Raw genomic sequence first — 20,922 nt, 5'->3', positions numbered from 1 at the left:
GGGAGTTCAAGAGAACGAGGGAGCCGATGGGCGAGGTGTCCGCCACGGAACCGGAGCAGGGTGGGACCCGGGCCGGGACCGGCGACGAACCGGTCATCGCCACCCGCGCGCTCACCAAGCGCTACCGCGGCGGACAGCTCGCCGTCGACGGTCTCGACCTGACCGTCCCGGCGGGCAGCGTCTTCGGCTTCCTCGGGCCCAACGGCTCCGGCAAGACCACCACCATCCGCATGCTGATGGGTCTCATCGAACCCACCTCCGGCACGGCCCGGGTCCTGGGGCAGCCCATGCCCCGGGCCACCCGCGCCGTGCTGCCGCACGTCGGCGCCCTCATCGAGGGCCCGGCCCTCTACGGCTTCCTCTCCGGCCGCGACAACCTCGTCCGCTACGACAGCGCCGACCCGGCCGCCGATCCGCGCACCCGGCGCGCCCGGGTCGCCGCCGCACTGGACCGGGTGGGCCTGACGGCCGCCGCGGGCAAGAAGGCCAAGGCCTACTCGTTGGGCATGAAACAGCGCCTGGGCCTCGCGGCCGCGCTGCTCCAGCCGCGCCGGCTGCTCGTCCTCGACGAGCCGACCAACGGCCTCGACCCGCAGGGCATGCGTGAGATCCGCACCCTCGTACGGGAACTGGCCTCGGACGGCACGACCGTCTTCCTCTCCTCCCACCTCCTCGACGAGATCGAGCAGGTCTGCACGCACGCGGCCGTGATGACGCAAGGCCGGTTGATCACGCAGGGCCCGGTCGCCGAGCTGTCCGCCGGGGCGCGCGGCCGGCTGGCCGTGACCACGCCGGACACGGCGGAGGCGGCCCGGGTGCTGAAGGAGCAGGGCGTGGGTGACGTCGTCGTCACCGACGACCGGGTGATCGGCGAACCACCGGACCGCGACCTCGCCGAGGTGAACGCGGCGCTGGTGACGGCCGGGGTCCGGGTGCGCGGCTTCACGGTCCAACGGGCCTCACTGGAGGACGCGTTCGTGGCACTGACAGGGGAGGGCTTCGATGTCGCGGGCTGAGCCGAGCGCCGCTCAGGGGCGCGGGGAGCCGCGCGACCGGCCACCGACGCCCCGCACTCGCCGTACGGCCTTCCGTGCCACCCTGCTCCGCAACGAACTGCTCACCACGTTCCGCCGCTGGCGCACCTTGGCCCTGCTCGCGGTGCTGGCGGCCGTCCCCGTCCTCGTGGGCATCGCGGTGAGGATCGAGACCAGCGACGGCTCCCCGGCGGGCCCCGGAGGCGGGGGCGGGGGACCGGCCTTCATCTCGCAGATCACCAACAACGGCCTGTTCCTCGTCTTCACCGCCCTGGCCGCCACGCTGCCGTTCTTCCTGCCCATGGCGGTCGGGGTCGTCGCGGGCGACGCGATCGCCGGCGAGGCCGGCTCCGGCACGCTCCGCTACATCCTGGTCGCCCCGGCCGGCCGCAGCCGCCTGCTGCTCACCAAGTACGCGACGGTCGTCGTCTTCTGCCTGGCCGCCACGCTCGTGGTCGCCGTGTCCGCGCTGACGGTGGGCGCGTTGCTCTTCCCGCTCGGGGACCTGACGACCATCTCCGGCACCCGGATCGGCTTCGCCGAGGGCCTGGTCAGGGCCCTGCTGATCGCCCTGGCCGTCGCAGCCTCGCTGATCGGCGTCGCCGCGCTCGGCCTGTTCGTCTCGACGCTGACGGGCAGCGGCATCGCGGCGATGGCGACGACCGTCGGCCTGCTGATCACGGTCCAGATCCTCGACCAGATCCCGCAGCTGCACACCCTCCAGCCCTGCCTTTTCTCCCACTACTGGCTGTCCTTCGCCGACCTCATGCGCGAGCCGGTCTACTGGGACGACCTGACGAAGAACTTCGAGCTGCAGGCCCTGTACGCGGCGGTATTCGGGTCGGCGGCGTGGGCGCGCTTCACGACGAAGGACATCACCGCCTAGGCCGCGGGCCCGGCCCGGCGCTCAGTCCTCGTACAGGAACCTGGCCGGGGGCGCCTCCTGCGCGAAGAAGGTCTTGGCGCGGGTCAGGGCCGCGTCGTCGGTCAGCACGTCACCGGGCTTGCTGCCGTTGCCGAGCAGCACCCCGCCGAAGCGCATCCCCATGTACGCCGCCGAGTTGTGCAGCGTCCCGACGAGCGGGTCGGCGACCACCTCCTGCGTGTGCGCGAGGGCGGTGACGCCCCACAGGGTGCGGCCGGCCAGGGTCGCCTTGAAGTCCAGGCCCGGCGTGCGCAGCCAGCCCGACCAGTAGTCGAGGTAGCGCTTGGTCTGCGCGGAGACCGAGTACCAGTACAGGGGCGTGACGATCACGATGTCCGTCGCCGCGAGCGTGGCGTCGAGCAGCCGGGCCACGTTGCCCTCGGTCGGGCGGACGTGGTCGCTGTCGTGGCGCAGGTCCTCGAAGTCCGGCACCGGAACCGCGGTGAGGTCGAGCCACTCCTGCTCGACGTCCGGGGGCAGTTGTTCGGCGGCCCGGCGGGCCAGCAGCTCTGAGTTGCCCTCGGCGCGAGCGCTGCCCAGGACGAAAAGGAAACGGCGGGTCATGGGTGCCCCTCAAAGTCGGCGTACATCAATTACACGCGTGTGCATCATATGCGTACGCAAGTAAATGTGCCAGGGGTGCCCGTCGGCGCCAGGTGCGCCCGTCAGCTCGGTCGGTTCCTTCAGCGCCCGTCAGCCAGTTCCGGATGTGCCCGTCAGCCGCGCTCCGCCCTCCGCGCCACGGCCAGCAGCAGTGCCTCCCGCCCGTGCGGAGCCACCAGCTGCAGTCCGGCCGGGCAGCCATCGGTGCCGAAGCCCGCCGGCAGGCTCACCGCAGGGTGCCCGCTGAGGTTGAACGCCCAGGTGAGAGAGGTGGAGTAACGGTCCCCGGGCCCCGCGTGCCCGTGCGGGGCGGTCGGTGCCGTCGGGGTCAGCAACAGCTCGGCTTCGCCGAAGACCCCGGCGAGGTGCCGGTCGTTCTCCGCCCGGAGGCGCTCTGCCCCGGCCGGATCGGCGCCGGGGGTCCGCAGGGCGAGCCAGGCCGGCCCGGGGTCATCCAGCCGCAGCGGCACCCGCGGCCGTACGAGCCGTACGACCCCGGCCGCCACCAGCCGCTCCACGGCCGCCCACGCCAGCGCGACGGGCTCCGGGTCGGGTTCGGCGAATCCGAGGTCGGGGGACCAGACGGCGGTGACGGGCAGGGCCGCCTCCGGCCGCACCGGCTCCCCGGACACCACCGCCCACCACAGCCCGGCGTCCCCCGCCGAGCGGGCGAGCACCCCCGGAACGGCCAGCCCCGTACGATCGCCCGACGGCAGCCGCCCACCGGTCGACTTCAGACCCAGCACCCCGCACCACGCCGCCGGGATCCGCACCGACCCGGCTCCGTCACTGCCCGTCGCCAGCGGCACCAGCCCGGCCGCCACGGCCGCCGCCGCCCCGGCCGACGAACCGCCCGGCGTACGGTCGGCCCGCCACGGATTGACGGTCCGGTCCCGGGCCCCGAGCCCCCACGTCTGCCAGGGCGTCCCCGGCCCGGGCACGGACGTGGCCCCCACGGCCACACAGCCGGCCGCGAGCAGCGGTTCCGCCGCGCGCAGCCCGTGCCGCCCCTTCACCGCGATGGGCACACCCGCCAGCGGCAGGGACGGATCCGCGCCCCGCCGGTTGAGCCGCGTGTCCAGTTCACCCGCCCGCCGCAACGCCTCCTCGCCCCACACCTCGACGAACGCGCACAGGTGCGGATCGGCCCGCTCGACGCGGGCCAGGGCCGCCGCCACCGCGTCCGTCGCGCTCAGCTCCCGGGTCCGGACGGCCGCCGCGATCTCCCCCGCCGACATGGGCGCGGCCGACAGGGGCGGGGCCGTCAGCGTGCCGCTCCCGTCAACCTGGCCAGATCCTCCGTCTCACGTGGCGGGCGGCCCGGCTCACCGAGCCGCCAGGACGGCACCCACGGCACGCGGTACACGTCGATGACCGACTCCAGGGCTCTGACCCGCTGGGCGAGTGGGCGCGGCAGCCGGCCCGGGGCGTCCGCCACGAGGACGACGGCGTCCAGGTCGAGCCCCGGCGGGGCCTGGCCGCGCCGGAAGAGCTCCACCGCGCCGGCGACCGTGTCGAGTCCCGCCGTGTGGGTCCGCGCGACCAGCAGCACCGACGGGGGATCGCCGGGCCCGGGCCAGGAACGGCCGCTGTCATGGCCGCCGTAGACCGCGGCGAGGGTGGAGACGCCCGCGCCGCCGTGCGTGCCGACCCAGGAGAAACGCCGCGCCGTGGCATGGGCGTGCGCGGGCTCCGGCGGCCCCGGCTCCGGGGTGGTCACCGGGCCGCGCAGCCAGATCTCGGGCCCCTGTCGCATGCCTGTGTGCATGCCCCTCTCCTCCCTCGTACGTCCGGTCCTCATGCCCTCCCCGGCGACCGTGCCGGGGCCGACGGTCCTTGGGACCAGCCTGTGACACCGTGGTGACGTGAGAAACGGGGGCGAGCGGACACACTCGACAGTAGGTGTACGACGCCCAGTGAGGGGACGATGTCGCGACTCAGCCGCGAGAAGAAGCGGGAACAGAATCAGGCCGCGCACGCGGCGACCCCGGCGGCGCCGATCGACGTCCATGTCCCCGGGGCCGGCACGGACGTGGGCGGGGGAGCGGCCGGGGTGACCGACGGGGCCTCCGTCGGAGGGGTCCCGGTCTTCGCGGCCCCCGGTGAGGAGATCCAGCGGGCCGTCCTGAACCGCCTCCACCACATCGCCCTCGCCACCGGCCATCCCGTCCTCGCGACGATCCGCGACGAGCGCATCGGCTACGTCGTCCCGCTCCAGGTCGACCCGGACGGCTCCAGCCACTTCACGTCCGAGCCGATCGCCACGCCCCCACCCCGGCAGCAGCACCCCAGGGGCTCCGAAGCGACGACCGCGCAGGGGCCGCAGCAGGCCCGAGTCACGGAGGCCGCGTCCACACAGGGGCCGCAGCAGGCCCGAGCGACCGACACGGCGAGCGCGCAGGGGCCGCAGCAGGCCCGAGTCGCCGAGGCCGCGTCCACACAGGGGCCGCAGCAGGTTCCAGGCGCTGACATCGCGGCGCCGCCGTCCGAGCCGCCGCACCCGCCGGGCGACAGGGCCACGCACGTGCTGCGTCCCGTGCCCGAGCCCGGCCACGGCTCCGCCCCGACGTTCCGGTTGCGGACCGTGCCCGAGCCGCAGCCGCCCGCCGAACCCGTACCGACCTTCGAGCTGCGAGCCGTACCGGAGTCGGCGGAACCCGCGCCGCAGGACGCGCCCCCGGCCCCGGACGCGGCGACGCCGCCCGGCACCGTCGCTCCGCCCACCGGCGCCTTCGGCCCGCCCCCGCCCATGGACGCCAGGCCGCTCCCGGTCCCCGACGCCCGGCCGGCTCCGCGCCCCGCGCCGGTCCCGGAAGACGTCCTGATGGCCGCCGACCCCGACCCCAAGCCCACCCCTCCCCGGGGCTTCGACGCCGTCGCGGAGGCCGTGCTCGGGGACGAACCCCTCACCGCCCCGGGCGAGTCCAACGCGCCCGCGCTCCTCGCGGAGCCGGTCGGACGGATCAACGAAGCGGTGAAGGAGGGCAGGATCGAAGCGGCCGCCGCTCTGGCGGAACAGACCCTCGTGCAGGCGTCGGGGACGCTGGGGCCGGAGCACCCGGAGGTGCTCCGGCTGGGCGAACTCACCGCTTACATCGCCTACTTGGCCGGTGACCCGCTCCGCGCCTTCCGGCTGTCGCTCGACCTGGCAGGTGCCCATCGCCGCGCGGGCGACGCGGAGGCCGCGTACGGCAACGTGGAGAGCGCGGCCACCGCCTGGCGCGCCGTGCGCGACCCGGCGCTCGGGCTGGAGCTCGGGCGCGACCTGATCGGCCTGTGGACGGAACTCGCCGCCGAGGACGGCCCCGCCGCCGAGGAGGTCGAGCAGCTGGAGTCGGCCCGTGCCCGCATGGGCCGACTCACCGAACGCGCCCGCAAGCAGTAGCCGTGGGGCAGGGGGCTACTCCGACAGCCCCCACACCGCGTACGCGAGGGCGTCGCTGTTGCGGTTCAGGGCGGTGTCGTTGATGTTGGCGGTCGTGTCGCAGGAGGAGTGGTAGCAGCGGTCGAACGACTGCCCGGCCGTACCGCCCCACTTGGTCGCCTGCGCCGCCGTCTTCGTCCGGCTCGCCCCGGTGAACAGTCCGCCCACCGGCACACCCGCGCTCTTGAAGGGCGCGTGGTCGGAACGGCCGTCGCCCTCGGTCTCGATCTCGGTCGGGACGCCGATGCCGGCGAAGTAGTCCTTGAAGGTCTTCTCGATCGCCGGGTCGTCGTCGTAGACGAAGTAGCCGGGGTTCGGGGAGCCGATCATGTCGAAGTTCAGATAGGCGCTGATCCTCGAACGGTCGCCGGTGGCCAGCCGGTTGACGTAGTAGCGGGAGCCGACCAGGCCCAGCTCCTCCGCTCCCCACCAGGCGAACCGCAGGTGCTTGGTGGGCTTGTACTGCGCCCGGGACACGGCCAGGGCGGTCTCCAGGACGGCGGCGGAGCCCGAGCCGTTGTCGTTGATGCCGGGTCCGGAGGTGACGCTGTCGAGATGCGAGCCGGCCATCACGACCCGGTTCGCGTCGCCGCCCGGCCAGTCGGCGACGAGGTTGTAGCCGGTGCGGCTGGAGGCGGTGAACTGCTGGATCGTGGTGGTGTATCCGGCCGCGTCCAGCTTGGCCTTGATGTAGTCGAGGGAGGCCTTGTACCCGGCCCGGCCGTGCGCCCGGTTGCCGCCGTTGGCGGTGGCTATGGACTGCAGCTGGGACAGGTGGGTCTTGACGTTCGCCACGGGGATGTCCGGGGCGGCGGCGGATCTGGAGGGAGCGGATGACGCGGCGTCCGCCACGGCACCGCCGGTCAGGAGCATGGCGGTTGCCATGCCGCCTGCGGCGACGGCGCGCGCGGAAACGGAGAGCTTCATGTGGGGGCTCCGGATTCCGTCGGGCGGCCCGTGGGGTGTCCACGGGCCGCCCACAGTGAATGGGGTGCCTGGATGGTGAAGCTGGTACTGACTCTCCGTCAAGGTACGTATTCGGCCAGGGCGTTACGGAGCACCGACCTCCGCCGCGCGGGTCACTGCACGCAGAACTCGTTGCCCTCCGGGTCCGCCATCACGACCCACTCGCCGCCCTGTTCCTTCACCCGCCGCAGCGCACTGGCCCCGAGTCCCTCCAGTCGTGCGACCTCCTGGTCGCGCCGGCCCTCGCCCGGGTGCAGATCGAGATGCAGCCGGTTCTTGACCGACTTGGCCTCCGGCACCCGCTGGAACAGCAGCCGCCGCCCCAGCCCGGTGCCGCTCTCTTCCTCGAAGGGGTCCTCGGGGTGCCGTACGGCGACCAGGTCCCGGAAGGCGCGGCGGCCGTGGAAGTCGACCGTGGCCTCCTCGGGCAGGGCGCCGAAGCCGAGCAGCTTCCCGATGAGGGCGCTGTTGTCCTCGACCTCGTACCTCAGGGCGGCGGCCCAGAAGTCGGCCTGGGCGTGCGGGTCGTTCGCGTCGATGACGAGTTTCCAGTGCACGGGCGTGGGCGATGCGGGTGTCTGCGTCATGTCCCCACTTATAAGCCCTACCGCTTCGATCCCGGCGTCTTGTGCCGGCGCTGACGACGACGGGCGGCCCCGGCGCCCTCACCCGCCGGGAAGTGCTGCGCGAACCCTCCGGCCTGGTCGCCCGGGCCGGGCGACCACCCGCTCGTCGCCCGCCCTGCGCCCGCCGCGCTCCTACGGAGCCGTGGCCTCCGGGGCCTGGGCCGCACGGGTGTCGTACGCGGTCCGGGCCGCCGCGATCTCCTCCTGGTGCTGCTCCGTCCAGGTCACCAGGGACTGGATCGTGGCGTGCAGCGTCCTGCCGAGGGAGGTCAGCTCGTACTCGACCCGCGGCGGCACCACCGGGTGCACCGTCCGTTTCACCAGGCCGTCCCGCTCCAGCGAGCGCAGCGTCACGGTCAGCATCCGCTGGCTGACCCCGTCGATCTCCCGGCGCAGCTCCGTGAAGCGCAGCCGCCGGTTCTCCAGCAGCGCGATGACCAGCAGTGACCACTTGTCGGCGATCCGGTCGAGGATCTGCCGGACCTGGCAGTCCTCGCGGGTGTCCCACTGGAAGGGGTCGGCGTCGCCGTGGTCCACGGTGCCCCGGCAGTGACTCGGTGACTTCGAAGTGCCTTCTTCCATGTCCGTCGATGCTGCCGCAGGGTGAGCCTTGGTTACAAGAGGGAACTGACCCTCGCTTGCGTAACCGTCCCCGACCGGAGGAGTGTTGACTCATGGGCACCCGTGCCTGGGCGCTGCTGCTCGTTCTGTGCGGAACGATCTTCCTCGAAGGCATCGACGTCGCGATGATGGCGGTGGCGATCCCGGCCGTCCGCGCCGACCTGGGCCTGGCCACCGGCACCGCGGCCTGGGTGATGAGCGGCTACGTGCTCGGCTACGCCGGCTTCACCCTGCTGGGCGGGCGCGCCGCCGACCTCCTCGGACGGCGGCGGATGTTCCTGCTCTGGCTGACCGTCTTCCTCGCCTTCTCGGGGCTCGGCGGCCTCGCCACGGACGGCTGGATGCTGATCGTCGCCCGGTTCGTCACCGGTGTCGCCGCCGCCTTCATGACCCCGGCGGCGCTCTCCCTGATCACCACCACGTACGAGGAGGGCCCGCAGCGCAACAAGGCCGTGCTGGTCTTCGCCGGGACGGGCGCGGCCGGCTTCTCCCTCGGCCTGGTGATCGGCGGTCTGCTCACCGAGATCGGCTGGCGCTGGGTGTTCTTCGCGCCGGTGCTGCTGGCCGCCGCCCTGCTCGTCGTCGCCGGACGCCTGATCCCCCGGCAGGACGCCCCGCCGCGGCTCCGGCGCACCTTCGACCTCCCCGGAGCGATCACCGCCGCCGGGGCCATGCTGCTGGCCGCCTACACCGTCGTACGCCTGGAGCACGGCCTGCACCACTGGCCGCTCACCCTGGCCTCCGGTCTCGCGGCCGTCCTGCTGGCCGGCGCCTTCGTCGTGGTCGAACGCCGCTGCCCCGACCCGCTCGTCCGGCTCGGCCTGCTGCGCTGGAGCCCGGCCGTACGCGCCGACCTCGGGGCGCTGCTCTTCCTCGGCGCCTTCTTCGGCTTCCAGTTCGTCGTCACGCTCTACCTGCAGGAACTGCGCGGCTGGTCGTCCCTGCAGACGGCGGTGGCCCTGGTCGTCACGGGCATCGACGCCGTCCTCGCCCCGACGCTCACGCCCCGGCTGGTCACCCGCTTCGGCCACGCACGGGTGATCACCGGCGGTTTCCTGCTGGCCGTGGCCTCGTACGCGCTGTTCCTGCCGGTCGGCATGGAGTGGTCCTACGCCATGATGTTCCCGACCCTGCTGCTCAGCGGCCTCGCCTTTGCCCTGGCCTTCGGGCCGCTGACGATCGCGGCGACGGACGGGGTGGCGGAGTCGGAGCAGGGTCTGGCCGGCGGGCTGCTGACGACGGCGACGCAGTTCGGCTCCGCCATCGGCATCTCGGCGGTGACGGCGGTCTACGGCCTGGCGTCCACCGGGTCCGGCCCGGAGGCCACGCTCTCGGCGTTCCGCGCGGCACTGACCGTGCCGCTCGCCCTGGTGGTGCTGGGCACGCTGCTCTCACTGGTGAGTGTCCGGGAGGCCCGGCGTGCGGCACGCAACGCGTCCCAGGTGAGCAGCGTCAACGCCAGCCACACCAGCGCGAACCCGGCCCAGCGCTCCGGCGGCATCTCCTCGTGGAAGTAGAGGATGCCGAGCAGGAACTGGAAGACCGGCGTCAGGTACTGCAGCAGGCCGATGGTGGACAGGGGCACGCGGATGGCGGCCGCGCCGAAGCAGACCAGGGGGAGCGCGGTGACGATGCCGGCCGAGGCGAGCAGCGCCGCGTGCCCCGCGCCCTCGGTCGCGAAGGTGGAGTCGCCCCGCGCGGAGAGCCACATCAGGAAGCCGAGCGCGGGCAGGAACTGGATCGCGGTCTCGGCGGCCAGCGACTCGATGCCGCCGAGGCCCACCTTCTTCTTCACCAGCCCGTACGTGGCGAAGGAGAACGCGAGGCAGAGCGAGATCCACGGGGGCCGGCCGTACCCGACGGTCAGCACGACGACCGCCGCGCAGCCGGTCCCGACCGCCGCCCACTGCACCGGCCGCAGCCGTTCCTTGAGCAGCAGCACGCCCATCGCGATGGTGACCAGCGGGTTGATGAAGTACCCGAGTGAGGCCTCGACGACGTGCCCGGAGTTCACGGACCAGATGTACAGCCCCCAGTTGACGGTGATGACCGCCGCGGCGACCGTGATCAACACCAGCTTGCGGGGGTGCCGCAACAGCTCACCGGCCCAGGCCCAGCGGCGCAGCACCAGCAGCGCGGCGCCCACGAAGACCAGCGACCACACCATCCGGTGGGCCAGGATCTCCACCGCTCCGGCCGGCTTCAGCAGGGGCCAGAACAGGGGGACGAGCCCCCACATCCCGTAGGCCGCGAAGCCGTTCAGCAGTCCTATGTGCCGCTCACCCCTCGGCTTGCCGCTCACGTGTCCCTCCTTCGCGCCTGGCATGCGTCCGCGTTCACGACGGTAACGCCGGGCGCCCCCGGATGTCATGCCCGTATCGGCATACGGTCATGACATCCGGGGGCGGGAGCGCGGGAGGGGGCGTCAGCCCTTGAGCGCGGCGGCGATGGCCTCGGAGAACGGGGTGGTCGGGCGGCCGATCAGACGGGACAGGTCACCGGAGGAGACGACCAGCTCGCCCTTCTCGATGGAGACGTCCACACCCGCGAGGATCCGGGCGAACTGCTCGGGCAGGCCCGCGCCGGTCAGGATGCCCGCCAGGGCGTCGGGGGAGACGGCGTTGTAGGCGATCTCCTTGCCGGTCTGCCGGCTCAGCTCGGCCGCGTACTCGGCGAAGCTCCAGGGGGTGTCGCCGCCCAGTTCGTACGTCTTGTTCTCGTGCCCCTCGCCCGTCAGCACGGCCACGGCGGCGGCGGCATAGTCGGCGCGTGCGGCGGAGGAGACCTTGCCCTCGCCGGCCGCGGCGACGACCGCGTCGTGCTCCAGTACCGGGGCGAGGTTCTCGGTGTAGTTCTCGTGGTACCAGCCGTTGCGCAGCAGCGCGTAGGGCACGCCGGAGGCCAGCAGGATCTCCTCGGTGCCGCGGTGGTCGTCGGCCAGCGCGGCGGTCAGGGTGCCGGGGGCGCTGGTGTAGGCGAGCAGGGCGACACCGGCGGCCTCGGCGGCGTCGATGACGACCTTGTGCTGCTGCACGCGGCCCTTGTCGAACTCGTTGCCGGAGATCAGCAGCACCTTGTCACCGGCGGAGAAGAGGCCGTCGTACGAGGCGGGGTCGTTGTAGTCGGCGAGGGCGACCTTCACGCCGCGGTCCGCGAAGTCGGCGGCCTTCTCCGCGCTGCGCACGACCGCGGTGATCTGCCCGGCCGGGACCTTCTCCAGCAACTGCTCCACGACGTGACGGCCGAGGTGTCCGGTGGCTCCGGTGACGACGATGCTCATGGTGGGGTCTCTCCTTGTGGGGTGCGTTGCCACTAACGCTAGGGCATGCGCTAACTAATGGAAAGTACCCACTTTGAAGTAAGGTACTGGCATGGCAGTAAGTGGTTCGGTAAGTGACAACGAGGCCCTGTGCCCGTACCGGCTGGTCCTGGAGCACGTCACCAGCCGCTGGGGCGTGCTCGTCCTGACCGAGCTCCTGGACCGCCCCTACCGCTTCAGCGAACTGCGCCGCGCGATCAGCGCCTACGGAAGCCGGGGCGTCAGCGAGAAGATGCTGACCCAGACTCTCCAGACCCTGGAACGGGACGGTCTCGTCCATCGCGACGCCAAACCCGTCATCCCGCCCCGCGTCGACTACTCCCTCACCGACCTGGGCCGCGAGGCCGCCGAACAGGTCCGGGCCCTCGCGGCGTGGACGCACCGGCGCATGGACGACGTGGAGAAGGCGCGGCGGGCATACGACGAGGCCCGGGCCGCCTCCTAGCGGTCCCGGGCCTCGTGGGCGGACGGAAGGTCAGCCCACGACCGTCCAGGTGTCGCCGCCCGCCAGCAGCGCACCCAGGTCACCCTTGCCGTGCTGCTCGATCGCGGTGTCCAGCTGGTCGGCCATCTGCGTGTCGTAGACGGGCCGCTCGACGGAGCGCAGGACACCGATCGGCGTGTGATGCAGCGTGTCCGGGTCGGCGAGGCGGGACAGCGCGAACGCCGTGGTCGGGGACGGGGAGTGCGCGTCGTGGACGAGCACCCGGTCCTCGTTCTCCGGCGTCACCGCCACCACCTTCAGATCGCCGGTCAGCGGGTCCCTCACGACACCCTTGGCCAGGTCCGTGCCGAAGCGGATCGGCTTGCCGTGCTCCAGCCGGATCACGGCCTCCTCGGCCTGCTGCTTGTCCTTCAGGGCGTCGAAGGCGCCGTCGTTGAAGATGTTGCAGTTCTGGTAGATCTCGATCAGCGCCGTGCCCTGGTGGGCGGAGGCCTGGCGCAGTACCTCCGTCAGGTGCTTGCGGTCGGAGTCCACCGTCCGGGCCACGAAGGACGCCTCCGCGCCGAGCGCCAGCGACACCGGGTTGAACGGCGCGTCCAGCGAGCCCATCGGCGTCGACTTCGTGATCTTCCCGACCTCGGAGGTCGGCGAGTACTGGCCCTTGGTCAGACCGTAGATCCGGTTGTTGAACAGCAGGATCTTGAGGTTGACGTTGCGGCGCAGCGCGTGGATCAGATGGTTGCCGCCGATCGACAGCGCGTCGCCGTCACCGGTGACGACCCACACCGACAGGTCCCGGCGGGAGCTCGCCAGACCCGTGGCGATGGCCGGGGCGCGGCCGTGGATGGAGTGCATCCCGTACGTGTTCATGTAGTACGGGAAGCGTGAGGAGCAGCCGATGCCCGAGACGAAGACGATGTTCTCCTTCGCCAGCCCCAACTCCGGCATGAAGCCCTGCACCGCGGCGAGGATGGCGTAGTCACCGCAGCCGGGGCACCAGCGCACTTCCTGGTCGGACTTGAAGTCCTTCATCGACTGCCTGCCCTCGGCCTTGGGGACGAGGGAAAGCGCCTCGATGGTGCCCGTGCCGTGCGTGGACGTCTCAGCCATCGATGGCCTCCTTCAGAGCCGCGGCGAGCTGCTCCGCCTTGAACGGCATGCCGTTGACCTGGGTGTACGAGTGGGCGTCGACCAGGTACTTCGCCCGGATGAGCGTGGCGAGCTGCCCGAGGTTCATCTCGGGGATCACCACCTTGTCGTAACGCTCCAGCACGGAACCCAGATTCCGCGGGAAGGGGTTGAGATGGCGCAGGTGCGCCTGTGCGACGGACTCCCCGGCTCTGCGCAGCCGCCGCACCGCCGCCGTGATCGGCCCGTACGTCGAGCCCCAGCCCAGCACCAGCGTCCTGGCCCCGTCGGGGCCTCCCCTGCCCGAACGAAGTTGAGAGCTCGGGGAAGGGTCGTCCACCTCGACGTCCGGGACGTCGATGCCGTCGATCTTCGCCTGCCGGGTGCGCACCATGAAGTCGTGGTTGGCCGGGTCGTAGGAGATGTTGCCCGTGCCGTCCTGCTTCTCGATGCCGCCGATCCGGTGCTCCAGGCCCGGCGTGCCCGGGATCGCCCACGGGCGGGCCAGCGTCTGCGGGTCCCGCTTGTACGGCCAGAACACCTCGGAGCCGTCGTCGAGCGTGTGGTTCGGCCCCTGGGCGAACTGAACCCGCAGGTCCGGCAGCTCCTCGATGTCCGGGATCCGCCACGGCTCGGAGCCGTTGGCCAGATAGCCGTCGGACAGCAGGAACACCGGCGTGCGGTACGTCAGCGCGATCCGCGCCGCCTCCAGCGCGGCGTCGAAACAGTCCGCCGGGGTGCGCGGCGCGACCACCGGCACCGGCGCCTCGCCGTTGCGCCCGTACATCGCCTGGAGCAGGTCCGCCTGCTCGGTCTTGGTGGGCAGACCCGTCGACGGGCCGCCGCGCTGGATGTCCACGACCAGCAGCGGCAGCTCCAGGGAGACCGCGAGGCCGATCGTCTCCGACTTCAGCGCCACACCCGGACCGCTCGTCGTGGTCACGGCCAGCGAACCACCGAAGGCCGCGCCCAGCGCGGCCCCGATGCCTGCGATCTCGTCCTCCGCCTGGAAGGTCCGCACGCCGAAGTTCTTGTGTTTGCTCAGCTCGTGCAGGATGTCCGACGCCGGAGTGATCGGGTACGACCCCAGGTACAGCGGCAGATCCGCCTGCCGGCTCGCCGCGACCAGCCCGTACGACAGGGCGAGGTTGCCGGAGATGTTGCGGTAGACACCCGGCGGGAACGCCGTGGCCGCGGGGGCGACCTCGTAGGAGACGGCGAAGTCCTCCGTCGTCTCGCCGAAGTTCCAGCCGGCCCGGAACGCCGCGATGTTGGCCGCCGCGATGCCGGGCTTCTTCGCGAACTTCGACTTCAGGAACTTCTCCGTGCCCTCGGTGGGCCGGTGGTACATCCAGCTCAGCAGGCCCAGCGCGAACATGTTCTTGCTGCGCTCGGCCTCCTTGCGGCTGAGGTCGAACTCCTTGAGTGCCTCGACCGTGAGCGTGGTCAGCGGCACGGGGTGCAGGTGGTAGCCGTCCAGCGACCCGTCCTCCAGCGGGGACGTCTCGTAGCCGACCTTCTGCATCGCCCGCTTGGTGAACTCGTCCGTGTTGACGATCACCTCGGCGCCGCGCGGCAGGTCGCCGATGTTCGCCTTCAGCGCGGCCGGGTTCATCGCCACCAGCACGTTCGGCGCGTCACCGGGCGTGAGGATGTCGTGGTCGGCGAAGTGCAACTGGAAGGACGACACACCCGGCAGGGTTCCGGCGGGCGCCCGGATCTCGGCCGGGAAGTTCGGCAGCGTCGACAGGTCGTTGCCGAACGACGCGGTCTCCGAGGTGAAACGGTCACCGGTGAGCTGCATACCGTCACCCGAGTCCCCCGCGAACCTGATGATCACCCGGTCGAGACGGCGGACATCCTTCGCCCCCGCCGCTTTGCGCTGCTCTCCTACGACTGCTTCGTCGGCCTGCTCCGCTGGGCTACTGACCTGGCTGGTCACTGAACTGGACCTCCCTCGAGGACGCTGTCCGGGACAGGCCTTCCCGCAGGCCCTCCCAGGATCAACACTACGACCGCAAGGGCCGCCTTCTGCGGGTCATTCGCATCTTGGACACGACTTCGGTCTGACCATGCATCCGTCTTTGTCCGGGTTTCCGGGGTCGGCGATCGTGAACGTCAGGAGTTGAGATACGTCAGCACGGCCAGGACCCGGCGGTGATCGCCCTCGCTCGGGGACAGCCCCAGCTTCAGGAAGATGTTGCTGACATGCTTCTCGACCGCCCCGTCGCTGACCACGAGCTGCCGCGCGATCGCCGAGTTCGTCCGCCCCTCGGCCATCAGCCCCAGCACCTCCCGCTCCCGCGGGGTGAGCCCCGCCAGCACGTCCTGCTTGCGGCTGCGGCCCAGCAACTGCGCGACCACCTCCGGGTCGAGCGCCGTACCGCCCTCCGCAACCCGGACCACCGCGTCCACGAACTCCCGCACCTCGGCGACCCGGTCCTTCAGCAGGTAACCCACACCGCGGCTGGACCCCGCGAGCAGCTCCGTGGCGTAACGCTCCTCCACGTACTGCGACAGCACCAGCACTCCGAGGCCCGGGTGCGCCTTGCGCAGCTGCACCGCCGCCCGCACCCCCTCGTCGGTGTGCGTCGGCGGCATCCGCACGTCCGCCACGACCACGTCCGGCAGCTCGCCCTGCGCGTCGAACTCCGTGATGGTCTTGATCAGCGCCTCGCCGTCACCCACACCGGCGACCACGTCGTGTCCGCGGTCGGTCAGCAGCCGGGTCAGGCCCTCTCTGAGCAGCACTGAATCCTCGGCGATGACCACCCGCACCCTGTCCTCCACGATGTCCGGCCCCCCAGAGCCCGATGCCGCCCGTCCGCGGCCCACAACGGCCCCGCGCCCACCCGTGCGACGGGTCCAGCATTCCAGGGCCGGGGGGTGGATGGGGGGAGGAGCGGTTTCTTGCACGACGGAATCGGGAGGGGCCCTGCTTTTCTGGGGGCCTTGCTTCCTGTTCGACCGTGGCGGGTGGGCGAGGGCGGGGGGTCCAGGGGGCGGACCCCCAGGCGGGGTCACCGGGGCGGCGCCCCGGCGGAGCCCCCTGGCCGGAGGTCACCGCACATGCGCTCCCCGCCACGGCAACTCCGCGGTCACCCGCGTCGGCCCGCCCACCGGCGAGTCCACCACCAGAATCCCGTCCACCGCGCCGAGCCGATCCGCCAGCCCCGCAAGACCCGACCCCCGGGACACATCGGCCCCGCCCACGCCGTTGTCCACGACCAGCAGCATCAGCCGGTTCTCCGTCCGCCACACCTCCACGCCCGCCCACGTGGCCCGCGCGTGCTTGCTGACGTTCTGCAACAGCTCCGAGACCGTGAAGTACGCGATCCCCTCGATCGCCGGCGCCGGCCGCTCCGCCAGGTCCACCTCTACCTGAACCGGCACCGTGCACCGCGACGCCACCGCCGACAGCGCCGCGTCCAGCCCGCGGTCCGTCAGCACCGCCGGATGAATCCCCCGGGCCAGGTCCCGCAGCTCCTGCAACGCCGTCTTCACCTCGCCGTGCGCCTCGTCCACCATCCGCGCGGCAGCCCGCGGATCCTCCTGCAGCTTCTCCTTCGCCAGCCCCAGATCCATCGCCAGCGCCACCAGCCGGGCCTGCGCCCCGTCGTGCAGATCCCGCTCGATGCGCCGCAGGTCGGCCGCGGCCGTGTCGACCACGACCCCCCGGTCCGACTCCAGCTCCACCACCCGCGACGCCAGCCGCGACGGCCCGAGCAGCCCGTGCACCATCACCCGGTCCACCGTCGTCAGCGCCCGCACGATCCACGGCGTGGCGATCGTGAACAGCAGACCCACCAGCGCGGTCACCGTGATCTCGAAGGGGTTGCCGAGGTAGATCAGATGCGCCTCGTCGCCGTACAGCTGGATCCCGTCCTGACCGGCGTACACCGGGAACACCCAGAACCACAGCGGATACGTCAGCAGCCCCCAGCCGAGCGCCCACACGTTCACGGAGACGACGAACGAGAACACCGCCCACGGCAGATGCAGCACCGCGTACAGCAGGGCCCGCCACGAGGCGCCGCTCTTGAGGACGGCCCCCATCCACGCCATCGCGCCCGGCTTCTTCGTCCGCAGCGGCTCCGGCTCGGCCACCTCCAGACCCAGCAGCCCCCGCGCCCGCATCCGCTCCAGCGCCCCCAGGCCGCGGCACCCGGCGAGCCCCGCCGCCAGCACCGGTATGCCGAGGAACGTCACCAGCAGTCCCACCCCCAGCGACACCATCGTGACCGCGTAGGTGAACAGCAGGACGCCGACCGGCAGGCCGAGCAGCACATGGGCGAGTTCCCGCCAGGTGCGGAGCTCGACCGGCGCCCGCAGCGCGGCCGGCAGCCGGTGCCGCCGTTCGGTGCTCCCCGGGAACCCGGACCCGCTGTCGAACCCGTACCCCTGTCCGTACTCCGTGGCCATCGGCGTCGTCCTTCTCCTCGTCCCGCGGCTGTGCTCTCGTACCTCCACCCTGCTCCGCCGCAGGTCGGCGGACCATGGAGTCCGTCGGCGTCTTGCACGGGGGGTTTTCCCTACCCCGCGGCCCCCGACCGGTCACGCCACGGCAGCTCCGCCGTGACCGTCGTCGGGCCGCCCTCGGGCGACTCCAGGACGAACAGGCCGTCGACGGCGTCCAGCCGCTCCGCCAGGCCCTTCATCCCCGTACCGCCGTCGAGGCTCGCACCCCCACCCCCGTCGTCCCACACCTGAATGAGCAGCCGGGTGTTGGTCCGCCACACATCCACCGAGGCCGATCTCGCCCCGCTGTGCTTGCTGACGTTCTGCAGCAGCTCCGAGACGGTGAAGTACGCGATGCCTTCGATGGCCGCGGCCGGCCGCTCCGGCAGGTCGACCGACACCTTCACCGGGACCGTGCAGCGCGTGGCGACCGACGACAGTGCCGCGTCCAGACCGCGGTCGGTCAGAACCGCCGGATGGATGCCGCGCGCCAGATCCCGCAACTCCTGGAGCGCCAGCTTCACCTCGCCGTGCGCCTCCTCGACCATCGCGGCCGCCGCGTCGGGGTCCTCCATCACCTTCTCCTTGGCCAGGCCCAGCCCCATCGCCAGATTGACCAGCCGCGCCTGCGCCCCGTCGTGCAGATCCCGCTCGATGCGCCGCAGGTCGGCCGCGGCCGTGTCCACCACGACCCCCCGGTCCGACTCCAGCTCGGCGATCCGCCGCTCCAGCTCGTCGGAGGGCGACAGCAGCGCCCGCACCATGGCCCGGTCGGCGTTGGTCAGCCCCCGCGCGATGAACGGCAGCACCGGCCACAGCACGAACAACGACACCAGCGTGACCGTGAAGGTGAGCACACCCCAGGGCAGCCGGATGAACTCGTACAGCACCGTGCGCCAGCCCACCGGATCCTTCAGCTGCATCCACAGCCGCTGGACGAAGCTGCCCCCGCCGCGCAGCCGCAGCCGGCTCGGCTCCTCGATCCGCACCCCGAGCAGCGCCCGCGCCCGCGCCCGCTCCAGCCTGCCCAACTGCCGTGCGCCCGCGAGTCCGATCGCGAGCAGCGGGAACCCGACCACCGTGACGGTCAGCCCGAAACCGGTGGACAGCATCGTCACGACATAGGTGAAACCGAACAGCGCGACCGGAAGGTCGCTGAGCAGGTGTGCGATCTCCTTCCAGGTGTGCCGGTCATAGGCGAGCCGGGCCGGCGGCGGACGGTCGTCCGGCCCTGCGGCCGACCGGGCCTCCGTCGTGCCCGGGGACGGGATGTGTTGGGTCATGTGCGTCAGCGTGCCCGGCGGCGGGCCGCCGCGCCATGAGGGGGACCGCCACGATCGACTGAGGAAAACCCCACCCCCTTGTGCCGGGCGGTGACGGGCTGCTTACCCTGCCCTTATCAGGGCCTAGACTCCCGTGCGTACAGATCGTCGAACGGCTGCGTCCCCGTGAGCCGCAGCATCGTCGCAGGATCCAGTCCGAATTTTGAGGGAGCGAGGGACGGACGTGCCGGAACCGACCGTCGTCACCACGACCGTCGTCGCGGCGGACTACTTCCAGTCCTACTCGGTCGTCGGACTGCTCGCCGTGATCGGCGTGCTGTTCGTCGCCGTCGCCTTCGGGGCCGGCCGCCTGCTGCGGCCCGTGGTCCCCACCCCCGAGAAACTCCTGACGTACGAGTGCGGCGTGGACCCCGTCGGCGAGGGCTGGGCCCACACCCAGGTCCGCTACTACGTGTACGCCTTCCTCTACGTGATCTTCGCCGTCGACTCGATCTTCCTGTTCCCCTGGGCGACCGTCTTCGCCGCCCCCGGCTACGGCGCGACGACCCTGGCCGAGATGTTCATCTTCCTCGGCTTCCTGGCGGTCGGCCTGCTCTACGCCTACAAGAAGGGCGTCCTGGCATGGACGTGAACCCCGCGGTGTCCGAGCCTGTTCTGCTGCCGGAGCCCAAGCGGCTGGGCGCCCTGGCCCGCCTGGCCCCCGAGCCGATGAAGGTCGTCCTCAACTGGGGCCGCCGCTACTCCCTCTGGGTCTTCAACTTCGGCCTCGCCTGCTGCGCGATCGAGTTCATCGCCGCATCGATGGCCCGCCACGACTTCATCCGCCTCGGCGTCATCCCGTTCGCCCCGGGCCCCCGCCAGGCCGACCTGATGGTCGTCTCCGGCACGGTCACCGACAAGATGGCCCCGGCCGTGAAACGCCTCTACGAGCAGATGCCGGAACCGAAGTACGTCATCTCCTTCGGCGCCTGCAGCAACTGCGGCGGCCCCTACTGGGACTCCTACTCCGTCACCAAGGGCGTCGACCAGATCATCCCCGTCGACGTCTACGTCCCCGGCTGCCCGCCCCGCCCCGAGGCGCTGCTCCAGGGCATCCTCAAGCTCCAGGAGAAGATCGCCCGCGAGTCGCTGGGGGAGCGCTACGGCAGCGGTTCGGAGCGCCCCTCGGCCGCGGCGCTGCAGAGCGGACTGGTGCAGCCGCCCGCAGCGGGCCCGACCGCGGGGGAGGGCCGATGACCGCCGCCGGCTGGCTGCCCGCCGACGCCGAGGAGCTCTTCGGCGCGGACGCCACCGCCGAGGAGTCCTACGAGGTCCTGACGGTCGACGTCCCCCCGGCGGCCTGGATCACCGCCCTGGAGACCGCCCGCGACCGCCTCGGCTGCACCTACTTCGACTGGCTGAGCGCAGTCGACGAACCCGGCACCGGCTTCCGCGTCGCCGCTCACGTCGCCGCGCTCGCCCCTCTACGACGCCTCCTGCTGCGCACGACCATCCCGCACGAGGCCCCCACCCTGCCCTCGGCGATCGAGGTCTACGCGGGTGCCGCCTGGCACGAACGCGAGACGCACGAGATGTTCGGCATCACCTTCGAAGGCCACCCGGCGCTGGATCACCTGCTCCTGCCCGAGAACTTCGAAGGCCACCCCCTGCGCAAGGACTTCGTCCTGGCCGCCCGCGTCGCCAAGGCCTGGCCCGGCGCGAAGGAACCGGGCGAGTCGGAACACGGTGGCCCCAAGCGACGCCAGATGCTCCCGCCCGGCGTCCCCGACCCCAACGAATGGGGCCCCCTCAAGGGCCAACTCCCACCGGCCCCCGCCCGAGGCGCAGGCCGCGCAGCAGGCGAACGCCCGGCCCGAGGCGCCGCACGCCCAGCGGGAGAACGCCCCGTACGACGCACCCGCTCGGCGTCGGAGGGTTCGGCGAGTCAGTCCGCTGCCGGTGCGCAGCCCCCGACAGCCGGAGTGGACGGTCCGGCTGCTCCGCGTCGGGCCCGTTCGGCGTCGGAGGGTTCGGCGAGTCAGTCCGCTGCCGGTGCGCAGACCCCGACAGCCGGAGTGGACGGTCCGGCTGCTCCGCGTCGGGCCCGTTCG

Annotated in this window: 20 protein-coding genes and 1 pseudogene; 8 read left to right on the top strand and 13 right to left on the bottom strand. The window is 72.0% G+C overall.

Annotated elements, in window-relative coordinates; genetic code table 11:
- Positions 1-26: 26 nt before the first annotated feature.
- Complete coding sequence (locus AB0937_RS08745; RefSeq protein WP_366710456.1) at positions 27-1,016, top strand: ABC transporter ATP-binding protein; 990 nt, start codon at positions 27-29, stop codon at positions 1,014-1,016.
- Entirely contained in the window at positions 1,003-1,920 is a 918-nt protein-coding gene (locus AB0937_RS08740) for an ABC transporter permease (protein ID WP_366710455.1), read from the top strand. Before AB0937_RS08745 ends, AB0937_RS08740 begins: the two co-directional genes overlap by 14 nt.
- Before the next feature lie 21 nt (positions 1,921-1,941).
- Here the strand turns inward: AB0937_RS08740 and AB0937_RS08735 are convergent, their stop codons facing one another.
- The 3 genes from AB0937_RS08735 to AB0937_RS08725 form a co-directional block, all read right to left on the bottom strand.
- Entirely contained in the window at positions 1,942-2,523 is a 582-nt protein-coding gene (locus tag AB0937_RS08735) for an NAD(P)H-dependent oxidoreductase (RefSeq protein WP_366710454.1), read from the bottom strand.
- Positions 2,524-2,675: 152 nt separating this feature from the next.
- Positions 2,676-3,800 carry an amidase gene (locus AB0937_RS08730; RefSeq protein ID WP_366710453.1) on the bottom strand — a complete coding sequence of 375 codons (1,125 nt, stop codon included), beginning with the start codon at positions 3,798-3,800 and terminating at the stop codon, positions 2,676-2,678.
- A 26-nt stretch (positions 3,801-3,826) separates the two neighbouring features.
- Positions 3,827-4,330, bottom strand: coding sequence for a DUF6668 family protein (locus tag AB0937_RS08725; protein ID WP_366710452.1), 504 nt, complete (start codon positions 4,328-4,330; stop codon positions 3,827-3,829).
- A gap of 159 nt (positions 4,331-4,489) precedes the next feature.
- On the opposite strand from AB0937_RS08725, the gene AB0937_RS08720 reads away from it, so the two are divergent.
- Positions 4,490-5,947: a tetratricopeptide repeat protein gene (locus AB0937_RS08720; protein ID WP_366710451.1), complete on the top strand. Its 1,458-nt coding sequence runs from the start codon at positions 4,490-4,492 to the stop codon at positions 5,945-5,947.
- Positions 5,948-5,962: 15 nt separating this feature from the next.
- Here AB0937_RS08720 and AB0937_RS08715 read toward each other — a convergent pair whose 3' ends face one another.
- The 3 genes from AB0937_RS08715 to AB0937_RS08705 form a co-directional block, all read right to left on the bottom strand.
- The gene (locus AB0937_RS08715) at positions 5,963-6,913 is read right to left on the bottom strand and encodes a M28 family metallopeptidase (RefSeq protein ID WP_366710450.1); all 951 of its coding nucleotides are present in this window, start codon (positions 6,911-6,913) and stop codon (positions 5,963-5,965) included.
- A 152-nt stretch (positions 6,914-7,065) separates the two neighbouring features.
- The gene (locus AB0937_RS08710; RefSeq protein WP_366710448.1) at positions 7,066-7,539 is read right to left on the bottom strand and encodes a VOC family protein; all 474 of its coding nucleotides are present in this window, start codon (positions 7,537-7,539) and stop codon (positions 7,066-7,068) included.
- A gap of 171 nt (positions 7,540-7,710) precedes the next feature.
- Entirely contained in the window at positions 7,711-8,160 is a 450-nt protein-coding gene (locus AB0937_RS08705; protein ID WP_366710447.1) for a helix-turn-helix domain-containing protein, read from the bottom strand.
- A gap of 92 nt (positions 8,161-8,252) precedes the next feature.
- Here AB0937_RS08705 and AB0937_RS08700 point away from each other — a divergent pair.
- Positions 8,253-9,593, top strand: a pseudogene (locus AB0937_RS08700) (MFS transporter); the annotation flags it as partial.
- On the opposite strand, the gene rarD reads toward AB0937_RS08700, so the two are convergent.
- Positions 9,488-10,501: an EamA family transporter RarD gene (gene rarD, locus AB0937_RS08695; RefSeq protein WP_366710445.1), complete on the bottom strand. Its 1,014-nt coding sequence runs from the start codon at positions 10,499-10,501 to the stop codon at positions 9,488-9,490. The pseudogene AB0937_RS08700 and the gene rarD overlap by 106 nt on opposite strands.
- Before the next feature lie 123 nt (positions 10,502-10,624).
- Entirely contained in the window at positions 10,625-11,479 is an 855-nt protein-coding gene (locus AB0937_RS08690; protein WP_366710444.1) for an SDR family oxidoreductase, read from the bottom strand.
- Positions 11,480-11,570: 91 nt separating this feature from the next.
- On the opposite strand from AB0937_RS08690, the gene AB0937_RS08685 reads away from it, so the two are divergent.
- Complete coding sequence (locus AB0937_RS08685; protein WP_366710443.1) at positions 11,571-11,963, top strand: helix-turn-helix domain-containing protein; 393 nt, start codon at positions 11,571-11,573, stop codon at positions 11,961-11,963.
- 30 nt (positions 11,964-11,993) lie between these two features.
- Here the strand turns inward: AB0937_RS08685 and AB0937_RS08680 are convergent, their stop codons facing one another.
- The 5 genes from AB0937_RS08680 to AB0937_RS08660 all read right to left on the bottom strand — a co-directional run bounded on the left by AB0937_RS08680 (position 11,994) and on the right by AB0937_RS08660 (position 18,832).
- Positions 11,994-13,073, bottom strand: coding sequence for a 2-oxoacid:ferredoxin oxidoreductase subunit beta (locus AB0937_RS08680; protein WP_366710441.1), 1,080 nt, complete (start codon positions 13,071-13,073; stop codon positions 11,994-11,996).
- The gene (locus AB0937_RS08675; RefSeq protein ID WP_366710440.1) at positions 13,066-15,033 is read right to left on the bottom strand and encodes a 2-oxoacid:acceptor oxidoreductase subunit alpha; all 1,968 of its coding nucleotides are present in this window, start codon (positions 15,031-15,033) and stop codon (positions 13,066-13,068) included. The genes AB0937_RS08680 and AB0937_RS08675 overlap by 8 nt, the downstream gene beginning before the upstream one ends.
- 176 nt (positions 15,034-15,209) lie before the next feature.
- Positions 15,210-15,869 (bottom strand): response regulator transcription factor, encoded by a 660-nt coding sequence (locus AB0937_RS08670; RefSeq protein ID WP_308287393.1) that lies wholly within the window; start codon positions 15,867-15,869, stop codon positions 15,210-15,212.
- Between the two features lie 282 nt (positions 15,870-16,151).
- A complete protein-coding gene (locus AB0937_RS08665) occupies positions 16,152-17,513 on the bottom strand; it encodes a sensor domain-containing protein (protein ID WP_366710439.1) in 1,362 nt (453 codons plus the stop codon).
- A gap of 110 nt (positions 17,514-17,623) precedes the next feature.
- The gene (locus tag AB0937_RS08660; protein ID WP_366710438.1) at positions 17,624-18,832 is read right to left on the bottom strand and encodes a sensor domain-containing protein; all 1,209 of its coding nucleotides are present in this window, start codon (positions 18,830-18,832) and stop codon (positions 17,624-17,626) included.
- Positions 18,833-19,055: 223 nt separating this feature from the next.
- Here AB0937_RS08660 and AB0937_RS08655 point away from each other — a divergent pair, with 223 nt between their 5' ends.
- The 3 genes from AB0937_RS08655 to AB0937_RS08645 form a co-directional block, all read left to right on the top strand.
- A complete protein-coding gene (locus AB0937_RS08655) occupies positions 19,056-19,463 on the top strand; it encodes an NADH-quinone oxidoreductase subunit A (protein ID WP_104785621.1) in 408 nt (135 codons plus the stop codon).
- Positions 19,454-20,068: an NADH-quinone oxidoreductase subunit B family protein gene (locus AB0937_RS08650; protein WP_366710437.1), complete on the top strand. Its 615-nt coding sequence runs from the start codon at positions 19,454-19,456 to the stop codon at positions 20,066-20,068. Before AB0937_RS08655 ends, AB0937_RS08650 begins: the two co-directional genes overlap by 10 nt.
- Positions 20,065-20,922 (top strand): NADH-quinone oxidoreductase subunit C (locus tag AB0937_RS08645; protein WP_366710435.1); only part of this gene is annotated, 858 nt, incomplete at its 3' end. The genes AB0937_RS08650 and AB0937_RS08645, both read left to right, overlap by 4 nt.

Origin of the sequence: Streptomyces sp. NPDC047880, assembly GCF_040706515.1 — a bacterium.
Classification (GTDB): Bacteria; Actinomycetota; Actinomycetes; order Streptomycetales; family Streptomycetaceae; genus Streptomyces.
Note: the sequence above shows the minus strand (reverse complement) of the source record. Positions and strands in the feature narration are given on the sequence as shown.